Source organism: Rheinheimera sp. B2H12, assembly GCF_059620065.1.
The window spans coordinates 1,971,019-1,992,309 of sequence record NZ_CM184363.1; the positions used below are offsets into that span (position 1 = coordinate 1,971,019).

Annotated in this window: 14 protein-coding genes and 3 tRNA genes; 7 read left to right on the top strand and 10 right to left on the bottom strand. The window is 50.0% G+C overall.

Annotated elements, in window-relative coordinates; all coding sequences use genetic code 11:
• Nucleotides 1–10: 10 nt before the first annotated feature.
• The 9 genes from rsxG to AC53GJ_RS08620 all read right to left on the bottom strand — a co-directional run bounded on the left by rsxG (nt 11) and on the right by AC53GJ_RS08620 (nt 8,202).
• The gene (rsxG, locus tag AC53GJ_RS08580) at nt 11–631 is read right to left on the bottom strand and encodes an electron transport complex subunit RsxG (RefSeq protein WP_496732256.1); all 621 of its coding nucleotides are present in this window, start codon (nt 629–631) and stop codon (nt 11–13) included.
• A complete protein-coding gene (gene rsxD / locus AC53GJ_RS08585; RefSeq protein ID WP_496732257.1) occupies nt 632–1,705 on the bottom strand; it encodes an electron transport complex subunit RsxD in 1,074 nt (357 codons plus the stop codon).
• Nucleotides 1,702–4,455, bottom strand: coding sequence for an electron transport complex subunit RsxC (gene rsxC, locus AC53GJ_RS08590; protein ID WP_496732258.1), 2,754 nt, complete (start codon nt 4,453–4,455; stop codon nt 1,702–1,704). Before rsxC ends, rsxD begins: the two co-directional genes overlap by 4 nt.
• Nucleotides 4,456–5,013: an electron transport complex subunit RsxB gene (gene rsxB / locus AC53GJ_RS08595; protein WP_496732259.1), complete on the bottom strand. Its 558-nt coding sequence runs from the start codon at nt 5,011–5,013 to the stop codon at nt 4,456–4,458.
• A gap of 1 nt (nt 5,014) precedes the next feature.
• Nucleotides 5,015–5,596 carry an electron transport complex subunit RsxA gene (gene rsxA / locus AC53GJ_RS08600; RefSeq protein ID WP_496732778.1) on the bottom strand — a complete coding sequence of 194 codons (582 nt, stop codon included), beginning with the start codon at nt 5,594–5,596 and terminating at the stop codon, nt 5,015–5,017.
• Nucleotides 5,597–5,790: 194 nt separating this feature from the next.
• A complete protein-coding gene (locus AC53GJ_RS08605; RefSeq protein WP_496732260.1) occupies nt 5,791–7,713 on the bottom strand; it encodes an EAL domain-containing protein in 1,923 nt (640 codons plus the stop codon).
• A gap of 202 nt (nt 7,714–7,915) precedes the next feature.
• Nucleotides 7,916–7,992, bottom strand: a tRNA-Asn gene (locus AC53GJ_RS08610).
• 27 nt (nt 7,993–8,019) lie between these two features.
• A tRNA-Asn gene (locus tag AC53GJ_RS08615) sits at nt 8,020–8,096 on the bottom strand.
• A gap of 29 nt (nt 8,097–8,125) precedes the next feature.
• Nucleotides 8,126–8,202: transfer RNA gene (locus AC53GJ_RS08620), tRNA-Asn, on the bottom strand.
• Nucleotides 8,203–8,740: 538 nt separating this feature from the next.
• On the opposite strand from AC53GJ_RS08620, the gene AC53GJ_RS08625 reads away from it, so the two are divergent.
• From AC53GJ_RS08625 to AC53GJ_RS08635, 3 genes are all read left to right on the top strand, one after another.
• The gene (locus AC53GJ_RS08625) at nt 8,741–10,153 is read left to right on the top strand and encodes an MATE family efflux transporter (protein ID WP_496732261.1); all 1,413 of its coding nucleotides are present in this window, start codon (nt 8,741–8,743) and stop codon (nt 10,151–10,153) included.
• On the top strand, nt 10,153–12,156 hold the full coding sequence (uvrB, locus tag AC53GJ_RS08630) for an excinuclease ABC subunit UvrB (protein WP_496732262.1): 2,004 nt from the start codon (nt 10,153–10,155) through the stop codon (nt 12,154–12,156). The genes AC53GJ_RS08625 and uvrB overlap by 1 nt, the downstream gene beginning before the upstream one ends.
• 200 nt (nt 12,157–12,356) lie before the next feature.
• Nucleotides 12,357–13,154 carry a putative porin gene (locus tag AC53GJ_RS08635; protein ID WP_496732263.1) on the top strand — a complete coding sequence of 266 codons (798 nt, stop codon included), beginning with the start codon at nt 12,357–12,359 and terminating at the stop codon, nt 13,152–13,154.
• A gap of 231 nt (nt 13,155–13,385) precedes the next feature.
• On the opposite strand, the gene AC53GJ_RS08640 is transcribed toward AC53GJ_RS08635, so the two are convergent.
• Nucleotides 13,386–14,321 carry a LysR family transcriptional regulator gene (locus AC53GJ_RS08640; protein ID WP_496732264.1) on the bottom strand — a complete coding sequence of 312 codons (936 nt, stop codon included), beginning with the start codon at nt 14,319–14,321 and terminating at the stop codon, nt 13,386–13,388.
• A 55-nt stretch (nt 14,322–14,376) separates the two neighbouring features.
• Here AC53GJ_RS08640 and AC53GJ_RS08645 point away from each other — a divergent pair, with 55 nt between their 5' ends.
• The 4 genes from AC53GJ_RS08645 to AC53GJ_RS08660 all read left to right on the top strand — a co-directional run bounded on the left by AC53GJ_RS08645 (nt 14,377) and on the right by AC53GJ_RS08660 (nt 21,255).
• Nucleotides 14,377–15,522 carry an efflux RND transporter periplasmic adaptor subunit gene (locus AC53GJ_RS08645; protein ID WP_496732265.1) on the top strand — a complete coding sequence of 382 codons (1,146 nt, stop codon included), beginning with the start codon at nt 14,377–14,379 and terminating at the stop codon, nt 15,520–15,522.
• Nucleotides 15,523–15,525: 3 nt separating this feature from the next.
• Nucleotides 15,526–18,609 (top strand): efflux RND transporter permease subunit, encoded by a 3,084-nt coding sequence (locus AC53GJ_RS08650; RefSeq protein WP_496732266.1) that lies wholly within the window; start codon nt 15,526–15,528, stop codon nt 18,607–18,609.
• Between the two features lie 103 nt (nt 18,610–18,712).
• Entirely contained in the window at nt 18,713–19,486 is a 774-nt protein-coding gene (locus AC53GJ_RS08655) for a type 2 periplasmic-binding domain-containing protein (protein WP_496732267.1), read from the top strand.
• Nucleotides 19,483–21,255 carry a M14 family metallopeptidase gene (locus AC53GJ_RS08660; protein WP_496732268.1) on the top strand — a complete coding sequence of 591 codons (1,773 nt, stop codon included), beginning with the start codon at nt 19,483–19,485 and terminating at the stop codon, nt 21,253–21,255. Before AC53GJ_RS08655 ends, AC53GJ_RS08660 begins: the two co-directional genes overlap by 4 nt.
• The last annotated feature ends 36 nt before the right edge of the window (nt 21,256–21,291 follow it).

Genomic DNA, 21,291 nt, shown 5'->3' on the forward strand with positions numbered 1-21,291 from the left:
TACCTCAGGCTCACTGACATTTAGACTGTTGATCGGCCAATTCAGGGTGTTGGGTTAGATATAATGCGGTCCGTTTGACCGCGGCCACCACAGCTCGCGGCGTGATAGTTGCACCGGCAAACTGATCAAACTGGCCACCATCTTTTTTCACGGCAAATCTTTTGTCATCAGCACCTTGCACTTGCTGTTGCTGGAAACTGTGGATCCAATCCCCTTTGCGTGTTTCTATTTTATCACCAAGGCCGGGCGTTTCTTTATGCGTCAGAGTCCGGACTGCTAAAATGGTGCCATCCGGTTGAATGGCGGCTAGCAGCTGAATGTTGCCACTATAACCATCCGGTGCCGTGGTTTCAGTGACATAAGCTGCCAACTGACCTTGCTGGCGCCAGCGATAGACTTTGGCCTGTGGTTGGGCAAAGACGGCTGGTTCTGCCACCAAGATGCAGTCATTCAATAAATCGGCACTGGCGGCGCCAGCAGGCAGAACCTCCTGCAATAAACGCAATTTTTCAAGTTCGGCCTGACGGGCAATTTCTGGTGCTGTCAGTTGATTGATACCGGCCACCAACAACACACAAATTGCGGCGGCTCCTCCAAGTAATAATGCATTTTTACTTACAAATTTAAGCACTTAGCGTCCTCCTTTGTCTGGATGCGCTCTGTGACCATAGGTTCTGGGTCTGGTGTAATAATCAATCAGTGGCACAGCCAGATTCGCCAGCATCACGGCAAATGCAACGGCGTCCGGAAAGCCACCATAACGACGGATAATAAATATCAATATACCAATCAGCGCGCCATAAACTAAGCGGCCTTTGGTGGTCGTTGAGGCTGAGACCGGATCTGTGGCAATAAAAAATGCCGCCAACATGGTGCCGCCAGATAACAGATGAAACAGTGGACTGGCATTCAAATCAGGGCTTATCAGCCAAGCCAGGCTGCTGGCGATGGTCAGACCGCCCAGTAAGGCCAAAGGAATGCGCCATTGAATAACTTTTTGTTGTAGCAACCACAAGCCACCCAGTAAATAGGCCAGATTGACCCAGTTCCAGCCGACGCCACCCAGACTGTCAAATACTGGTTGTTGCTGGCTTTCCGGCACGGTCCGACCCGCGGCTAAATCGGTTTTTAGCGTATCCAGTGGGGTGGCCATCGTCATGCCATCCGCATCGGTTTTCAATTGGGTCAAGCTGTAGCCAGCGCAACTGAAGTTGGTAAATACCGCGCAAATCGGATCGGCAATACTTTGTGGCTGCGCCTGCAATTGCTGTGGCGGTAACCAACTGGTCATTTGTTGCGGAAATGAAACCAAGAGCATGACATAAGCAGCCATCGCCGGATTAAACAGGTTATTGCCAAGGCCACCATACAATTGTTTTACAATGATAATTGCGAAGGCCGTGCCACCCACAATAATCCACCATGGCGCATAAGAAGGAATGGCCACCGCTAACAGCACTGCAGTTAATAGAGCGCTGTTATCTTTTAAACGTGGCAATACCGGCTTGGCTCTAAGTTTCAGCACCAGGGCTTCACTGGCCCAAGCGGTGATCACGGCCAGCAGAATTTGCAGCAGAACGGCATAACCGAAAAAATAACATTGTGCTGCAATTCCCGGGATACATGCCAATGTCACAGTGCGCATCAGGACCGAGGTATGTTGCTGACTGTGATGATGCGGTGAGCTGGCAATTCTAAAACTCATGCGGGGTCCTTAGGTTCGGTGGCCTGTTGCGCTTTTTTCGCTTTGGCGCGGGCAATGGCAGCAGCGATGGCTGTAGCTTTTAGATCCGCTGCGGTTTCTGCATTACTTTCAACGGCATGTGTGGCTGGTTTGTATTCTGCCGGACTGTCAGTCTGTGCGTTAACCTCAGTTTGCTGCTGGGCTTTTTTCGCTTTAGCACGGGCGATAGCAGCTGCGACAGCGGCAGCTCTTGGATCTGCGGCTACGGCGCTATCTGTCTCACCGTCACCGGAAAGAGTGGGTGTCTTGGTTACTGGTTCTTCAGCAGCAAGGGTGGCTGGCTTGAGTGCTGGCTTGAGTTCTGCCTGACCTGCTGTCTCAGCTGCAGACCTGTCTTGCTGCTGGGCTTTTTTCGCTTTAGCACGGGCGATAGCAGCTGCGACAGCGGCAGCTCTTGGATCAGCGGCTGCGGCGCTATCGGCCTCACCGTCACCGGAAAGAGTGGGTGTCTTGGTTACTGGTTCTTCAGCAGCAAGGGTGGCTGGCTTGAGTTCTGCCTGACCTGCTGTCTCAGCTGCAGACCCGTCTTGCTGCTGGGCTTTTTTCGCTTTAGCACGGGCGATAGCAGCTGCGACAGCGGCAGCTCTTGGATCAGTGGCTGCGGCGCTATCTGTCTCACCGTCACCGGAAAGAGTGGGTGTCTTGGTTACTGGTTCTTCAGCAGCAAGGGTGGCTGGCTTGAGTGCTGGCTTGAGTTCTGCCTGACCTGCTGTCTCAGCTGCAGACCCGTCTTGCTGCTGGGCTTTTTTCGCTTTAGCACGGGCGATAGCAGCTGCGACAGCGGCAGCTCTTGGATCAGCGGCTGCGGCGCTATCGGCCTCACCGTCACCGGAAAGAGTGGGTGTCTTGGTTACTGGTTCTTCAGCAGCAAGGGTGGCTGGCTTGAGTGCTGGCTTGAGTTCTGCCTGACCTGCTGTCTCTGCTGCAGCCCCGTCTTGTTGCTGGGCTTTTTTCGCTTTAGCACGGGCGATAGCAGCCGCGACAGCATCACTTCGATTGCTGCTGGCGGTTTCGTTAACATTGGCTGGCTCACCATCGGAGGCGGTGACAGTTTCGTTAACAATGGCTGTCTTGTTTGTGGTTTCAGCTGCAGATTTGGCTTGTTGATAAGCTCTGGCTTCGGCTTTTTTCTGCTCGCGGGCGGCAATGATTTGTTCGCGGCTCAGGGTTTCTGCTGGGCTCTCAACATGGCTGGCCTGAATTCTGGCTTGTGCTGCTGCCACTTCGCGTTGCTTTTGCTGCTCTGCCATTTGTTGCTGGCGTTGCGCTGCCAGCGCTTGATTTCGGGCGTTGCGTTGTTGTTTTTCCCGTTCTAACCGTTCATTGCGGGCTTCAAAACGGGCTTTGGCCTGTTCTGCTTTTAATTCTTCCCGGCTTTGTTCACGGATTTCAGCTTTCGCGACACGATAATAATGCACCAGCGGAATTTCACTGGGGCAGACATAAGCACAGGCACCGCATTCAATACAATCGGCCAGGTTGTATTCTTTTAGCTTGTCTTGATCTTTGGCTTTGCTGTACCACAACAGTTGCTGTGGTAACAAAGTTGCCGGGCACACTTCGGCACAGGCACCACAGCGGATACAGTCCAATTCAGCTCCGGCCACCGGCAGCTCGGCCTGAGTTGGGGCCAGGATGCAGTTGCTGGTTTTCACCAAGGGCACTTGCAGTGAGGGCAGGGTAAAGCCCATCATGGGGCCTCCCATAATCACCCGCTGATTGATTTCCGGCGCGAAGCCGCAGTGATCGAGCAAAGTGCCAACTGGTGTTCCAATCAGAGCATGGATATTTTGCGGTTGTGATAAGGTTTGTCCCACCACGGTAACAATCCTGGAGATCAGCGGAATATCATCCAGCACAGCTTGGGCAATCGCAAAGGCAGTGCCAACGTTTTGCATCACAATGCCAATATCCAGCGGGCGACGGCCGGCTGGTACTTCTTTACTGGTCAGCAGTTGGATCAGTTGTTTTTCACCACCAGAGGGATACTTGGCAGGCACCACCCTGACCAGATAACTGTCACGCTGACTGGTTGCCGCCTGCATGGCCGTAATGGCATCAGGTTTATCATCTTCAATCCCAATCAGCACTGCGGCCGGATTGAGCAATTGACACAAAATATCAATGCCTTTGACAATAGTGGTAGCGTATTCCTGCATCAACACCGCATCAGCTGTGATATAGGGCTCACATTCGACCGCATTAATAATCAGATAATCTACGCCGGTACTGGCAGCTGATTTAATATGGGTTGGGAAACCTGCGCCGCCCATGCCAGCAATACCCGCTTGCTGGATCCGCTCCAACAACTCATGTCGTTGAGCACTTTCCAGATCAAGTGGAAAACGTTCACGCCATTGCTCAAGGCCATCTGGTGCTATCACCACACAAGGCTCTGGCAAGGCAGAAGGGTGGGCTGATGGATGCGCTTCGATGGCCAGCACTGAGCCTGAAGTCGGTGCATGTACAGGTACTGCCATCGCATTACTGGCATAGGTCAGTGGCTGTCCTTTGAGCACCCGATCACCAGGCTGCACCAGCACAGTACCTGCCACACCAATATGTTGACGTAATGGCACATAAAGCCTGTCCGGCAGCGACATGCGGCCAATGGGCTTCTGTTGGGTTTGTTGCTTGCGGGCTGGCGGATGGATACCACCGTGAAAATCCCACAACTGACCTGCTTTAATTTGCTGAAATAAAGACTGCACTTAGTTGGTCTCCACCACTTTGACCGGAATTGCCTGCAAATCCCATTTCCATCTTTCGGCGGTTGTAGCAATCGGGATCATATCAATACAGTTAACCGGACAAGGTTCCACACAGAGATCGCAGCCGGTACATTCATCACTGAGCACGGTATGCATTTGTTTGGACGCGCCGAGAATAGCGTCAACCGGGCAAGCCTGGATGCATTTAGTGCAGCCAATACATTCATCTTCGCGAATAAACGCCACTTTTTTGATAGCAGGGCCAGCAGCGCCATCCAGCGGTTTGGCTTCAACGCCCATTAAATCGGCCAGTTTTTTAATCGCGGCATCGCCGCCAGGTGGGCATTTATTGATGGCATCGCCATTGGCGATGGCTTCGGCATAAGGCCGGCAACCTGGGTAACCACATTGACCACATTGGGTTTGCGGCAAAATATCGTCTATCTGATCAACCAGTGGATCAGCTTCTACTTTAAAGCGCAACGCGGCATAACCCAGCACAGCCCCAAATACCAGCGCCAGGCATCCTATTGCTATCAGTGCAACTAACATCGACATATTAAACCTTGACCAGACCGGTGAAGCCCATAAAGGCCAGTGACATCAGACCCGCAGTAATCAGGCCAATAGCCGCGCCGCGAAATACCACCGGCACATCGGCACTGGCCAGCCGCTCGCGCATCGCCGCGAATAACACCAGCACCAGAGAAAAACCAACAGCAGCACCAAAACCATAAATCACGGAGCCGAACAAGCCATGATTCGCATTGACATTGAGCAAGGCGACGCCAAGCACGGCGCAGTTGGTGGTGATCAGCGGCAGGAAAATACCCAGCAGCCGATACAACGCTGGGCTGGTTTTATGCACCACCATTTCGGTAAATTGCACCACCACAGCGATCACCAGGATAAAACTCAGGGTACGCAGGTAACTGAGTTCGAGCGGTGCCAGGATATATTGTTCAACCAGATAGCTGCATAATGAAGCCAGTGTCAGCACAAAAGTGGTCGCCAGACACATGCCGATGGCGGTATCCAGCTTGTTAGATACCCCCATAAAAGGGCAGAGGCCAAGAAATTTGACCAGCACAAAATTATTGACCAGTATAGTACTGACTAACAGCAGCAAAAATTCAGTCATCATCAATGCATTACCAGGTTATCTGCTTCGAAGCAGGCTTCGTTCGTACATAGCACGACTAACCTCGCCAGAAGGCTGTTTTTTGGGTGCGCTATTATGCGGACTTTGCGTCAGGCAAACAACCCGATAAATAGCAAGGTTTTGCATTTATAGGTACAAATATGCAGCAGTGCTGTTTTTTTCTGCACACTGCATTACAACGGCGCTGGTTTGCCAATGTAGTAACCTTGGGTGCCATCAATAAATAACGACTCCAGGGTATGTTTTTCTTCCTGCGATTCGACACTTTCTGCCAGCACAGCCACTCCAATCCGATGCGCCAGATCGATCATCAACCGCATAAAATATTGATTGTTTTTATCTTCATCAATCTGTCGGGTATAGCTGCCGTCCATTTTAATAAAGTCCGGTTTTAAATCACGGAAAAATTTAAAAGACGTGATGCCGGTGCCAAACTTTTCCACTGTCAGTCTGCTACCGCAGCGGTGCAACATATCAATAAAACGTTTACTGGTTTTCAAATTCTGTTGCATGCCAAATTCACTGACTTCAAACACCAGTTTGCTGGCCAGGGTGGCATCTTTTAATAACCGTCGCTCCAGCCAGATGACAAAATGATCATCATGTACGCTGCGCGGCGACAGGTTGATACCAAAATACTGATCCTGCAAATTACGATGTTTAATGGCCGTAATGCCGGTTTCGACAATCAACCGATCAATTTCAGTGATTTTATCCAGTTTTTCTGCCATCGCCAGAAAAGCGGCGGTGGGTAATAACTGATTTTCCATGGTTTTAAACCGCACCAACATTTCACTATAGGTCTTCGACGAACGGTTGGATGGCTGGATACTCTGGATCAGTAACGACAATCTGTTGTTATTAATCACATCTTCAATCACCAGTCGCCAATTCTGATTACCATAGCTACTGGCTGCCAGATCACCGCCAGCGCTTTCTTTTTGCAGATGCCAGCTATTACTTTGTTTGGTTTGCGCCAGACTGATCGACATGTCGGCAACAGCCAGTAATTCGCCTAGCGCTTTACCGGTTTCATAACCGACCAAACCGGTATAGGCCACTGAATCAAGTTCGGTCAGTTGTTGATATTCATTCAGCCGGCTTTGCAATTGCTGGGCAAAATTTTCCGCTTCTTTGGCGGTCACACGGGGCAGTAATAAACCAAAGTCTGAACTGTTTAAGCGGAATAACTGGAAATCGCGGTAATTTCCGGCAACTTTTTGCAAAATTGCCGCCACAGCCTGAATATATTTATCACCTTCCTGGTAACCACGACTTTGGTTGATTTGTTGTAATTCAGTACAGCGGCTGATGGCAAAAATACCAAAATCAATCTGACCGCCTTCTGCCAGTTGCTCTTGATAATATTGCATAAATTTGTTGCGATTAGGCAAACCAGTGACAGCGTCTTTAAAGGCATCCTCCGTCGCCTGACGGGCATGCTGCGACATTTGCTGAAATTGTTGTTGGCTAAAACTGGCAAACTTCGCCATGGCCTGACCAACGCTATCAAATTCGCCTGGCAGTTCCTGCAGTTGTAAATCTGCTTGTGGATCGCGCATAAAACGTTCGATCGACTGACTAATACTGTAATTTAACCGTTTCAGCAGGTTTTTTTGCAGCACCGGCATACAAAGCGCGGGCAGCAGACAGAGTAATAAAGGTGCCAATAAAATCAACAACAGCGATTGCCGGAATACGGCATCGGTCTGATCAAAGTCAGGTTGAAAACTCAGTTGCAGGTTCAGGTCCTGGTTTTTCATCACCGCAGCCTGGCGCTGGATACCGGCTAACTGATAGAGGCTGTCCAGCCAACCGGCCTTGGCGGTGGCAGCATTATGTTCATGCAGCACCACGCCATCGAGCTGACTTAACATCAGTAATTGCGGGTTACTGCTGGCTCTGATCTGCTGGACTAAGGTTTTATAGTCATTACCGACAAAATTCTTCAGTTGGTGCGCGATGGCATTTTGCTGTAATTGATAGATCTGATTGATTTGTTGTTGCTGGTTCAGCAGCAGTGCCTTCACCCCCAGTGCAGTCAGCAGGAAATAACACAGCAACTGAATGATAAATAAGGTGCGTAATATTTTCATAACGACAGTTTTTCCATGTTGCAGGACAACTCGATCTGAGCATCGGCTGAATCAACTATAGACGGCATCCTGAAGATGCAGGACTCGTGATTTAAAAGTCAATTAAAACAAAAAATTGCGATAAAGGAAATAAAGATATAGCGGCTTTGGCAGAGAGAATATAGAAACATCAGAATAGACAGTAAAGGTTACTGTGTGAAGGTGGCTCCCCAGGTTGGACTCGAACCAACGACCTACGGATTAACAGTCCGCCGCTCTAACCGGCTGAGCTACTAGGGAATTCTAACGGTTATGGTTATTTCAGTTTGGCTCCCCAGGTTGGACTCGAACCAACGACCTACGGATTAACAGTCCGCCGCTCTAACCGGCTGAGCTACTAGGGAACTGAAATAACATGTTGCAATCTACAGCTTGGCTCCCCAGGTTGGACTCGAACCAACGACCTACGGATTAACAGTCCGCCGCTCTAACCGGCTGAGCTACTAGGGAACTGTGTACTGCAACGGGGCGCCATACTAATGCGCCGCTTTAAGGCTGTCAACACTTTCACCTGATGAAATTACGCATTCTGGTTCACTTGCCGATTGTTTAGGCAAAGTGATGAAAAAGTAACAAGTTCAGCTGCTTTCTGCCGGTTTTTTGCCATGGTGGCCATTCACTTTCGCCAGATCGGCCACAGGGCAGTCAGGGTAAGGCCTAGCGCAGGTTACTCACAGAATCTGTGGATATCTTTGTGGATGACAGGTGTTCCTCCTGTGTGAAGCCAGTAATAATGCGGCTTAGCGCCAAATCAATATCTGCAGCTAAAAATATTATTATGTTTTGATTCAGTGGCTTACAAAAATGCGACGAATGGCATTTGGCTGGTATTTCCATGCCTTGCTGAAAATTTCAGCAAGGTGACAATTGTGAACTGTTTTACGTCAGATCTGTTATCTCGCTGCATTGCTGCATTTTTTTCTAGCGGATGCAGCCCTGGACTGGTTTTTTCACTACAATAGCGCACCCGCGCTTAAAGACCTGCATTATGAGTAAAACTGCTGTTGCCAAAATTTCGATGACTGAGGGCGATATTCGTCAGACATTGACCCGGATGACGGTACCTATGTTGTTTGGCATGATCACCTTAATGTCGTTTAACTTAGTGGATACCTTTTTTATTTCCATGCTGGGTACCCGCGAACTGGCGGCTGTCAGTTTCACCTTTCCGGTGACCTTTACTGTGATCAGTCTGGCGATTGGTCTGAGTATCGGCACTTCGGCACTGATTGCAAAAGCACTGGGCAGTGGCAACAATACCGCTGCCAAAGCGGATGGGTTGGCAGCTTTATGGCTATCTGCTTATTTAGTGCTGTTACTGTCGGCACTGGGCTATCTGTGGATGGATCCATTGTTCAGATTACTCGGCGCCAAAGACGATACCTTGCCTTTTATCCATGACTACATGCAGTGGTGGTTTGCCGGTTCGGTGTTATTAATCACTCCGATGATTGGCAATGCGGTTCTCAGAGCCGCTGGTGATACCAAAACCCCCAGCTTAATGATGGCTTGCTCCGGCTTAATTAATGCGGTGCTGGATCCAATGTTGATCTTTGGTTTTGGCCCTATCCCGGCCATGGGGGTGGAAGGCGCTGCTATTGCCAGTGTTATTTCCTGGCTGGTCGGCTTTTTTCTGATCCTCTATTTGATTCTGTATCGCCGATCCTTGGTTGACCGTGGTCATCAGCCACTGGCAGTGTTTATCCCTATTTGCCGCCGCATCCTGCAAATTGGTTTACCGGCGGCTGGCGCGAATATGCTGACGCCGCTGGCCATGGCAGTGCTGACGGCGGTGATGGCCAATTATGGTGCCCATGCGGTGGCGGCTTATGGTGTCGGCGCCCGGCTGGAAAGTATTGCCTGTCTGGTGGTGCTGGCGTTATCGATGACCTTGCCACCTTTCGTCAGCCAGAATTTAGGCGCCGGTCAGTTGCAGCGGGTGCAAACCGGTTATCGGCTTTGCATTCGTTTTGTGTTGGGCTGGCAGTTGGCGGTCTACCTGTTGCTGGCGGCAACGGCCTGGTGGGTGGCAGGCTGGTTTAGTTCGGATCCAGAAGTGCTGTCGTTGATCCGCAGCTTTATCTGGATTTTACCGCTCGGTTATGGCTTGCAAGGTATTGTGATCCTGACCAATTCGTCTTTTAATGCCTTGCACTTACCGATGCGGGCGCTGGCACTCAGTGTGGTGAGATTGTTTGTGTTTTACGTACCTATGGCCTGGCTGGGTGGCAAACTCTTTGGCGTACTTGGGGTGTATACCGGTGCTTTACTGGCCAATGTCCTGATCGCGACTGTGGCATACTTCTGGTTTAGCCGTACTTTAACTCAGTTGCAACAGGCGCATGCACAGCACAGTGTCGTCAGTGACCGAACCGAAGCTTTGACGATAAAGGATGTCTGATGTCACGAGATTTTGAACTGCAATCCCATTATCAACCCGCTGGCGATCAGCCAACGGCCATTGCTGCCCTGGTCGATGGCTTAGAAGCCGGGCTGGCACACCAGACTTTGCTTGGCGTGACCGGCTCCGGCAAAACCTTCACCATGGCCAATGTGATTGCCAAACTAAACCGGCCGACCCTGATCATGGCGCACAACAAAACGCTGGCGGCGCAACTTTATGGCGAAATGAAAGAGTTTTTCCCCAATAACGCTGTCGAATATTTTGTGTCTTATTACGATTATTACCAGCCGGAAGCTTATGTGCCGGCCAGCGACACTTTTATCGAAAAAGATGCCTCGATTAACGAGCATATCGAGCAGATGCGGTTGTCAGCCACCAAAGCTCTGATGGAGCGACGTGATGTGGTCATTATCGCCTCAGTGTCGGCCATTTATGGTTTGGGTGATCCTGAATCTTATATGAAAATGCTGTTGCATCTGAAAGTAGGCGATATTGTTGATCAGCGTTTTATTTTGCGCCGGCTGGCCGAATTACAATATCAGCGCAACGATTTAGCTTTTGAACGTGCCACTTATCGGGTGCGCGGAGATGTGATTGACATTTTCCCTGCTGAATCTGATGAGCTGGCGGTGCGGCTGGAACTGTTTGATGAAGAGATAGAGCGCATCAGCTTATTTGATCCACTGACCGGTGCGGTGGAGAAAGTGGTGGCGCGTTATACCATTTACCCGAAAACTCACTATGTCACACCGCGGGAAAAAATTCTGGAAGCGGTGGAGAAAATCAAAGTCGAGCTGGTCAGTCGCCGCGCCCAGTTATTGGCGGATAATAAGCTGATTGAAGAACAACGGATAGCTCAGCGCACCCAGTTTGATTTGGAAATGATGGTGGAGCTGGGATATTGCTCGGGCATTGAAAACTATTCCCGGTATTTATCGGGACGGGCCGACGGTGAACCACCACCGACTTTATTGGATTATTTTCCTGCCGATGGTCTGATGTTTATTGATGAATCCCATGTCACCATTTCGCAAATTGGCGCCATGTTTAAAGGCGACCGCTCGCGGAAGGAAAATCTGGTGAACTATGGTTTTCGTCTGCCCTCGGCGCTGGATAACAGGCCGTTGAAATTTGACGAGTTTGAAGCCATAGCGCCACAACGGATTTATGTTTCGGCGACACCTGCGGCTTACGAGCTGGAAAAATCGGCCGGTGAAGTGGTGGAGCAAGTGGTCAGGCCAACCGGTTTAATTGATCCGGTGATTGAGATCCGGCCGGTGGCAACCCAGGTCGATGACTTATTATCAGAAGCCTATCGCTGTGCCAAACTGGGCGAACGGATCCTGGTGACGACGCTGACCAAAAAGATGGCGGAAGATCTGACCGATTACCTGAATGAACATGAGGTCAAAGTCCGCTATTTACACTCTGATATCGATACTGTGGAGCGGGTTGAAATTATCCGCGACTTGCGGCTCGGCGTATTTGACGTGCTGGTCGGCATTAACTTATTGCGCGAAGGTCTGGATATTCCGGAAGTGTCGCTGGTGGCAATTCTGGATGCGGATAAAGAAGGCTTCCTGCGCTCAGAGCGCTCATTGATTCAAACCATAGGCCGGGCGGCTCGCAACGTAAAAGGCAAAGCCATTTTGTATGCCGACCGTATCACCGGTTCAATGCAAAAAGCCATCGATGAAACGGACCGGCGGCGGGCGAAACAGGTCAGTTATAATCAATTGCATGGCATCACCCCAACCCAGATTTCGAAAAAAATCGGCGATGTGATGGATTTAGGCCAGGATGCCAAAGCCGCGCAGCAACTGCCAAAAGTGGCGGAGCAGCTGAAACTGGTCAAAGGCAAAACACCTTATCAGGTGCAGGCTGAAATTAAAAAATTGGAAGCGCAGATGCTGCAGCACGCGAAAAATCTGGAGTTTGAGCAAGCTGCCATGCTACGTGACCAGGTTCATGCACTGAAGCAAGCTTTGCTCGAAATTTGATAAGATTAATGTTTGCTGAATGCGCCTTATGGCGCATTTTTTTTGAAGATTATTTTTATTTTAATTTTATATCTATATGATTTTAAAGTGTAATAAAATGTTTTTTGCATAAAATTCCGATTATTTCTTTGGTTCAGTTTTGATTAAGGTTGTGCTTGTTATTATGTACTCGAATTCATCACAAGCCAGAGGGCATTTTTATGAAATCTTACGTCTTAACTGCATTATTCTCTGTGATCTCTGCCGGTGCTATGGCGGACTCTTATCAATCACAAACTGACGTCAACTATGGCTGGGCAAACCTGGACAATGGTGATTTATCCAACTGGGATCTGAAACAACGTTTTTATCTGGCACCGGTACAGACTCAAGGCGCAGTGCCACTGGCTGAAGCTGCTTTTATGCAGCGCCAGGCCAGCCTCAGTGCCGGTTTTAATCGTCTGACCGCGAACCCGGATAATTTTGCTAAGTCACACCTGAACAGCTGGTCCTTAGGCGGTGAATATATGGACAGCCAGCACAATTTTTACGGTGCGCTGGACTGGGAATTTATCAACGGCAGTAAAGCTTACGAAGGTAACGCTAAACTGGGTTATTTTGTGCAAAATGACTGGCTGGTGACCGCTGATCTGTACCATACCAAAGACTGGCAAGGTCAAACTCAGATGGAATATGGTGCCAGCACCAAGAAGTTACTGGATTTAAACACCGGTGATTTTATCGCGCTGACCGGTGGTTTCCGTAATCTGCACCACAGCACCGATACCTTATACGAAGTGGGCGCTGATTATTACTTAGGCAAAAACTTATCGGTTGGTTTGGGTTATCAATGGCTGTCACCAGGCGTATTCCAGACCGAAAACGACGGTTTTGAAGTGCGCAGTCAGTGGTTTGCCTTACCGAATCTGGCGCTGAATGCTTCGGTTGGCCGGATTTATCAGGATGACCTGGGTCTGCGCGAAACGGCTTATCAAGTCGGTGCCAGCTACCGGTTCTAATAGAGCCAGCTGTTCCCCCGTATTTTGCTGATTGTTTTGCCCCGCCTCGCGGGGCTTTTTTTTAACTGATTTTCGGATAGAACACGCCAGACAAGCAAGTTCGATTTCTTTAAATTTGTTATTAATCAGTAATTTGATGGTATCCAACCTACGCATTTTGAGCTGTAACTTCAATTTTTTAAACATACAAGGTCGCACTTCTTGGTGAGTCCGACCTAAAAAATATATAAATCATCTGGTTGTATTCAATTCTACATGCTGAGGATGCGGGTTGTTGCCAAGCAGCATACCTGTCCATTGTTGCCATAAAAACTCCGCCACCGGTCCCATTAATTGATCGCGGTGTCTGACCAGATGAACATCGCCCTGGATCCGTTGTGGAAAATCATCCAGCTGTAATTGCACTAACTCGCCATTGGCCAGTTCAGACTGCACCTGATGGCTGGCCACCATGCCCCAGCCCAGACTGGCGAGTAAGGCATGCTTGAGTGCCAGACTGTTATTCACTTTAACCCGATGCGCGCTTTGCAGCGGCAGTAGTTTGCCGCTGTCAAAATCAAGTGCTTGCGAATCAGCCACCAATTGTGGCAAGGCATGTAACTGCCGGATTTGGGTTAAAGGCTCTGCCAGCCGTTGCAATAATTGCGGGCTTGCCACCAGCGTTAAATCAAACTCGCCGACGCTCTGCGGCAGAAATTCGCCCAGACTTATAAAAACCGGAAACCAGGGGCTAATGGCGAGATCGGTCTGTTGGTGCTTTAATTTTTCCAATGCTAACAAGCGGTAATCAAAACTGATGGATAATTCTGTGTGCGGAAATCGTTGTTGCGCCAGCCCGATAGCGGCCAGATAAGGTTTTGCATCGACTGATTCATCGATCGCAATCCGCAAGCTGGCTTCCGCACCCTGACTTAAATGCCGCGCCAGCGATTTTAACTGGGCACTATGATGCAGAACCTGGCGGGCTTGTTGAAAATAACGTTCGCCGGCAGGGGTCAGTTTCAACCGGTATGCACTGCGATCGACCAGGGTAAAACCGCATTGTTGTTCCAGTTTGCGCAATGCCATGCTGAGCGCCGGTTGGGTTTTATGCAGTTTCAGCGCAGCTTGTTGCAGGCTGTCACTCTGGTTGATGGCTTCGAGGATCGACAATGCAGTGATGTTCATAAGTTTTAGTTATCAAGATTAGCAATAAATATAAATTTAACTTTAAAGACTGGCCTTGTATAGTTCCTGGTTGGAGCTGGACAAAGAATCCGAACAATTGCTGGAGAGATGGATGATGGTGAAAAAGTTGGTATGGGTCGCAGTGATCAGCAGTTTGACGCTGGTGGCTTGCTCAAAAGCGCCGCAAAGCACGAATGAAGTAGTGGTAAGACCGGTAAAATTATTTCAGCTGACAGATCTGCATACTGGCGCTATCCGGCAATTTCCGGCGCTGGTGGAACCAACTGAAAACGCCCGCTTGACCTTCAGGGTGGCAGGCAAACTGACAGCGCTGAAGGTGCGGCCGGGCCAGCATGTGGAGAAAGGTCAATTGCTGGCAGCACTGGATCAAACCGATTTTAAGTTAAAACAGCAACAGGCACAGGCCAAATATCAACTGGCGAAAGCTCAGTTTGATCGTGCCGCGAGTTTGATCAAGCAGAAGTTAGTGTCGCAGGCCATGTTTGACGAGGCAAAAGCCCAGTTGCAGGTGGCAGAGGCCGATCTGAAAACCAGTGAAACCAACCTCAGTTACACCCAAATGCTGGCACCCTTTACTGGCACTGTGTCACGTTCTCTGGTGGAAAATCATGAAAACGTAGCGGCGCAGCAAGCGGTATTGGAATTACAACTGCGGGATATGGTCGATGTCGTGATCCAGGTGCCAGAGGATGTGATTGCCTCAGTCCGCCGGGAGATTGAATATCAGCCGGATGTGGTGTTTGATTCTTATCCGAGCCTGCGCTACAAAGCCAGCCTGAAAGAGTGGGATACCAGAGCCGATACCGCCACCAATAGTTTTAAAGTCGTGTTCAGCATGGCAACCCCGAAAGAATTTAATGTGTTCTCCGGCATGACCGCCAATGTGATTGCGGATTTAACCAAGTTTACCAGCCTGGATGTGTCAGCATTGCGGGTACCGGCGACGGCGGTGTTTGCCGCCAACGATCAGCCGGTTGATCATCCGGAACGTTTTGTCTGGGTGTATCAGCCGGATAAACAACAAGTGCAACGCCGTGCTGTCAAAACCGGCCGTTTAACCGCCGACGGCATCGAAATTGTATCCGGGCTGGCGATTGGGGAACAAGTGGTGACTGCTGGTACCCAGCAATTGACCGAGGGCCAGCAAGTGCGGCCATGGCAACGGGAGCGGGGGCTGTAACGGATGGATGCTGCACAGTATTTTATTAAAAACACCACCTCATCCTGGCTGGTGGCCTTGATCTTACTTTTTGGCGGCATCAGCGCTTATACCGGGCTTGGTCAACTGGAAGATCCGCAATTTACCCTCAAACAGGCGATGGTAATCACGCAGTACCCTGGCGCTTCACCGCAACAAGTGGAAGAAGAAGTCAGTTATCCACTGGAGAATGCCATCCAGCAATTACCTTATGTTGATCATGTCACCTCGATTTCGACTGCCGGTCAGTCGCAAATTATGGTCGAGATGAAAGGTATTTATCGTGCCAAAGAATTAAAGCAAATCTGGGACGAGCTCAGACGCAAAGTCAATGACTTGACGCCGCAATTGCCGCCCGGCGTCAAACCGCCAATGGTGAATGACGATTTTGGTGACGTCTACGGCATGCTCTATGCCATTACCGGCCAGGGTTATACCGATGACGAACTGCGCGATTATGTCGATATTTTGCGCCGCGAGCTGGTGCTGGTTGATGGGGTCGGCAAAGTTTCAGTCGGTGGACGGCAACAGGAACAGGTGATTGTGGAGATTTCCCGCTCCAGACTGGCGTCCCTTGGTATCCCGCCACAACAGATTGCCAGCTTATTACAAACGCAGAATGTAGTGTCTAATGCTGGCTCTATTCAGGTCGGGCCGGACAGTGTGCGAATTTATCCGAGCGGCGAGTTTCAGTCCGTGGCTGAGCTGGAACAACTGATTATCAGTAATCCGGCGGCAAAAGAACTGATTTATTTAGGTGATGTAGCGCGGGTCTATCGCGACAATCAGGAAATTCCGTCGCATATTATCCGTTTTGGGGGTGAACATGCGCTGACCCTGGGGGTGTCTTTTACTGCCGGTGTCAATGTGGTGAATGTGGGTAAAGCCGTCACCGCGCGGTTGGCGGAGCTGGAATATACCAGGCCGATCGGCATGGATGTTGGGGTCATTTACAATCAGCCGGCGGAAGTAGAACAGAGCGTTGACGGTTTTATTCTGAATCTGGTGGAATCTGTTGTGATCGTCATCCTGGTGCTGCTGGTCTTTATGGGGCTAAAAAGTGGCTTTCTGATTGGCTTGATTTTACTGCTGACGGTACTGGGTACTTTTATTTTCATGCAGCAAATGCAGATTGAACTGCAGCGGGTGTCGCTCGGCGCCTTGATCATCGCTCTTGGTATGCTGGTTGATAATGCCATCGTGGTGGTGGAAGGGATATTGATTGGCATGCAGCGGCGTTTGTCGTTATCGCAAGCGGCATCGCAAATCGTTCGTCAGACGCAATGGCCGCTGTTAGGGGCCACAGTGATTGCGGTGACTGCCTTTGCGCCTATCGGCTTGTCCAGTGACGCCACAGGTGAGTTTGCCGGCAGTTTATTCTGGGTATTGCTGGTCAGCTTGTTATTAAGCTGGGTCACAGCCATCACCCTGACGCCATTTTTTGCCAGTTTGTTGTTTAAAAATGCCCAATTGACGGCAAGTCAGGCCGATGTACAGCCTAATGTCGATGAAAACATGCTGTACCGCGGTTTGATTTTTGATGTGTATCGCGCCATGTTGCATTTTGTGCTGACGTACCGGCTGCTCAGTTACAGCCTGATGATCCTGATGCTGGTGGTGGCTGTGATTGGTTTTGGTAAAGTCAAACAAGTGTTTTTCCCGGCCTCCAACACGCCCATTTTTCTGGTGGATTTATGGCAACCGGCTGGCACAGATATCCGGCATTCGCTGGATGAAGCACAACAAGTGTCGGCTTATCTGCAGCAACAATCCGAAGTCGATGCGGTGACTTTAACCACAGGACGCGGTGCCGATCGTTTTATGCTGACCTATCAGCCAGAAAAAGTCTACCCGGCTTACAGCCAGTTGATCGTACGGGTGAAAGACAAAGCAGATTTAGTACCTGTGATGACACGGCTGCGTGATTATATCGAGCAACAACATCCGAGGCTGGAGCAGAAACTTAAAAGGTTGGAAGTAGGGCCTTCTACTGCGGCTAAAATTGAAGCCCGTTTTAGTGGTGCTGATCCCGAAGTGTTAAGGCAATTAGGTGAACAAGCCAAAATGGTGCTGATGGCGGATGCCGCAGCCCGAAATATCAGAGATGACTGGCGTGGCCGGGTCAAGGTGCTGCGGCCGCATTTTAATGAGGCAGCGGCCCGACGGGCTGGCATTAGTAAACAGGATATCGATGATGTTTTGCTCACTCACGTCAACGGCAAAGCAGTTGGCATTTATCGGGATGGCACCCATTTGTTGCCGATTATCAGCCGGCCACCAGCGGCTGAACGGCATAGTATTGATGCCTTGTCGGATTTGCAGGTCTATAGTCCGAAATTAAACCGTTATATCCCGATAAGTCAGGTGGTCAGTAGTTTTGATCTGGTATTTGAAGATCCGCAAATTATGCGGCGGGATCGCAAGCGGACCCTGACGCTGATGGCGGACCACGATATTCTGGGGGATGGTACTGCTGCGCAGTTACTGGCCAGGGTGAAACCGCAGATTGAAGCCATAGCGCTGCCAACAGGCTACGCTCTGACCTGGGGCGGAGAGTTGGAAGCTCAGACCAAAGCGCAAAAAGCCTTATTTGGCTCCTTGCCGCTTGGCTACCTGATTATGTTTGTGGTGACAGTGCTGCTGTTTAATTCCAGTCGGGATGCGCTGGTGATTTGGGCCTGTGTGCCTTTAGCCATTATTGGTGTCACGCTGGGGCTCTTGGTGGTGAACGTGCCATTTGGCTTTATGGCTTTGCTGGGCTTTTTAAGTTTATCTGGCATGCTGGTGAAAAACGGCATTGTGCTGCTGGATCAGATTAGGCTGGAACTCAGTGAAGGCCGCGAGGCTTTTGCCGCTGTGTTCCACAGTGCGGTCAGTCGGGTGCGGCCAGTCGCGATGGCGGCTATTACCACTATTCTTGGTATGATCCCCTTGGTGGCAGATGACTTTTTTGCCAGTATGGCGGTCGTCATCATGTTTGGCCTTGGTTTTGCCACTATTCTGACGTTGTTATTTTTACCCTTATTGTACTGCTCTGTGTATCGGATTAAATCAGTGCCGGTGCATTAACTCAGAGTACAGGCGCCGGTAACACAGCTTTTTTATCCTGGGCTGTACTTTTACCGGCGCTTGCCTTAGGCTGCTGAGCACTCGAGTTCAAACGTTTAGCACCATGAACCCATCATTTTTTTTCCCTTGTTTGTTAGTGCTGAGCTTGTTAAGTCCGGCGGCTATAGCACAGCCTGCAGGACCCCAAGCAACTGGCAACAGTCTGACGCTGGTCGTCGACAATTATCCGCCTTATATCGATGAGCAGTCGCCTGCTCAGGGCCTGTTGACGGAATTGGTGGTAGCTGCTTTTCAATCGCAGGGCATCACTACAACGTTAGAGTTTAAGCCCTGGCAACATATCCGTCAGGCTGCCGCAGCACCACAGCATGCTTCATTTTTGTGGTTTAAAGAGAAAGAACTGGAACAAGACTGGTTATTCTCTGAGCCTGTGGTGCATTTACGCCAGGTCCTGATCAGTCTTACCAGCCAAACTGCTGTACCAGAGCGGCTGGATCAGTTAGCTGACTACCGGCTTGGTGTGACTCAGGGTTACTTTTATGGTGCCAGGTTTGAAGCGGCCAAAGCTGAATTTCGGTTAACCACGGCAGTTTCGGATTACCAGACCTTACAGTTATTAGTAACAGGCAAAGTTGATTTTATCCTGATGGATCCTATTGTCGCGCATCAGTTAAGTCAGAGTTTGCCACAACAAACAGTGAAATTGAGGGTTCTGTCGAAACCGCTCTTGACAGCTAAACCTGCTTATCTGGTATGTTCAAGAAACTACCTGCCTTGTCATGGCATTATTCAGCAATTTAACCGCGGCTTGGCCCTGCAACAGCAAAATGGCCTGCAGCGGCGTTTATTCGGTGTCGGAGTCACCTCATTACCATGAAGTTATTGTCTTTTTGTTGTCTGGCTGCCCTGGCGCTGCCGTTACAGGCGGCTGATCATTTACCCCCATTGCCAGCCTGGCAGGGCCACTCGGAACAGTTAATTCAGTTACAACATCCCTGGGTGACGCCGGCTGAAACCACAGGTCTGACCGATAGCCCGGATTATGCTCAAACGCTTAGTTACTTAAAAAAACTGGTGGCCAGTTCGCCGCAATTAAGGTTGGAAGTCATTGGCCAAAGCCCGCAAGGGCGTGACATCTATCTGGTCAAAGCCAGCTCGCAGCCCGATTTAGCCGGTAAAAATGGTCGGCCGACCTTGCTGGTACAAGCCGGTATTCACAGCGGCGAGATTGATGGCAAAGATGCCGGTCTGATGTTATTACGTGATATCGCCCATGGCGATAAAGCGGCTTTACTGGCAGGTGCGGATCTGCTGTTTATTCCGATTTTGTCGGTGGATGCGCACGAAAGACGGGGTCAGTTTAACCGGATGAATCAGCGTGGACCTGTCCATCAGGGCTGGCGCAGTAATGCGCAGAATCTGAACATCAACCGCGATTATGCCAAGGCCGATAGCCTGGAAATGCATGCGGTGTTGAAAGTACTGAACCAGTATCAGCCGGATCTGTATATTGATGTGCATGTGACAGACGGTGAAGATTATCAGTACGATATTACCTATGGTTTTAATGAACCCTTTGCCAGCCTGAGTCCAAATGCGGCCAGTTGGCTGGCACAAGTGTACCGTCCTGCGGTCGATAAAGCGTTAAACCGGCAGGGCCATATTCCCGGGCCACTGGTGTTTGGCCTGGATAGGTTGGATTTTGCCAAAGGTCTGAGTGGCTGGACGGCCAGCCCGCGTTTTTCCAATGGGTATGGTGATGTGCGCCATTTGCCGACAGTGTTAGTGGAAAATCACAGCCTGAAGCCTTATAAACAACGGGTGCTTGGCACTTATCTGTTACTGGAGCAAAGTTTAAAACTGCTGAATGAACAAGGTAAAGTGTTACAGCTGGCGAAACAGGCGGATCAGAATGCCCGGCCACAACGGCAGGTGCTGGCGTTTAAAGCGGCGGAGCAAGCTGATCCAATTCCATTTAAAGGCATCAGTTATGAAATTGCCAAGAGCGATATCAGCAAAACGCCTTATGTCAAATGGACCGGCCAACCAAAAGACTATGCCGAATTACCTGTGTACTGGGAAAAAGTACCGGCGGTAGAAGTGGAGGTGCCGGCGGCTTTCTGGATCCCACCACAGTATCAGGATGTGATTGCAAGGCTGGCGTTACATGGCATCGAAATGACACGGCTGAGCCAGCCCAAACAGCTTGAGTTACTCCAGTGGGTGGCGCAAGATCCACAGTTTGCTAAAGCACCCTTTGAGGGCCGGATTGGTGTCAGTGCCAGTTTTACCGCGCAATGGCTGCAGTATCAATTGCCGGCGGGGTCAGTGCGGATCAGCACCGATCAACCTTTAGGCCGCCTGGCAGTGGCATTATTAGCCCCGCAGGGCCCGGACTCATTTTTTAGCTGGGGTTTTTTCCATGGCATGTTTGAGCGGACTGAATATTTTGAAACTTATGCGCTGTTGCCCTGGATTGAACAACAACTGGCGACCGACAGCCGGTTAAAACAGGATTTTGCGGCGGCAGAACAAGCCGATGCCAATTTGAAAAAGGATGGTCAGGCCCGTTTGATGTGGTTTTATCAGCGTTCGCCTTTTTATGATCAAACTTATCTGAAATATCCGGTCTTGCTGGAAAAGTAAACCACAGGCGGTGTTGGATGGTTGGTCGGACACTTG

Coding starts and splice junctions, on each gene's coding strand:
- rsxD (WP_496732257.1), bottom strand. CDS start 1,705: ATGAGTTTTAGAATTGCCAGCTCACCGCATCATCACAGTCAGCAACAT.
- AC53GJ_RS08660 (WP_496732268.1), top strand. CDS start 19,483: ATGAAGTTATTGTCTTTTTGTTGTCTGGCTGCCCTGGCGCTGCCGTTA.
- AC53GJ_RS08655 (WP_496732267.1), top strand. CDS start 18,713: ATGAACCCATCATTTTTTTTCCCTTGTTTGTTAGTGCTGAGCTTGTTA.
- AC53GJ_RS08635 (WP_496732263.1), top strand. CDS start 12,357: ATGAAATCTTACGTCTTAACTGCATTATTCTCTGTGATCTCTGCCGGT.
- AC53GJ_RS08650 (WP_496732266.1), top strand. CDS start 15,526: ATGGATGCTGCACAGTATTTTATTAAAAACACCACCTCATCCTGGCTG.
- rsxB (WP_496732259.1), bottom strand. CDS start 5,013: ATGTCGATGTTAGTTGCACTGATAGCAATAGGATGCCTGGCGCTGGTA.
- AC53GJ_RS08625 (WP_496732261.1), top strand. CDS start 8,741: ATGAGTAAAACTGCTGTTGCCAAAATTTCGATGACTGAGGGCGATATT.
- AC53GJ_RS08605 (WP_496732260.1), bottom strand. CDS start 7,713: ATGAAAATATTACGCACCTTATTTATCATTCAGTTGCTGTGTTATTTC.
- AC53GJ_RS08640 (WP_496732264.1), bottom strand. CDS start 14,321: ATGAACATCACTGCATTGTCGATCCTCGAAGCCATCAACCAGAGTGAC.
- rsxA (WP_496732778.1), bottom strand. CDS start 5,596: ATGACTGAATTTTTGCTGCTGTTAGTCAGTACTATACTGGTCAATAAT.
- uvrB (WP_496732262.1), top strand. CDS start 10,153: ATGTCACGAGATTTTGAACTGCAATCCCATTATCAACCCGCTGGCGAT.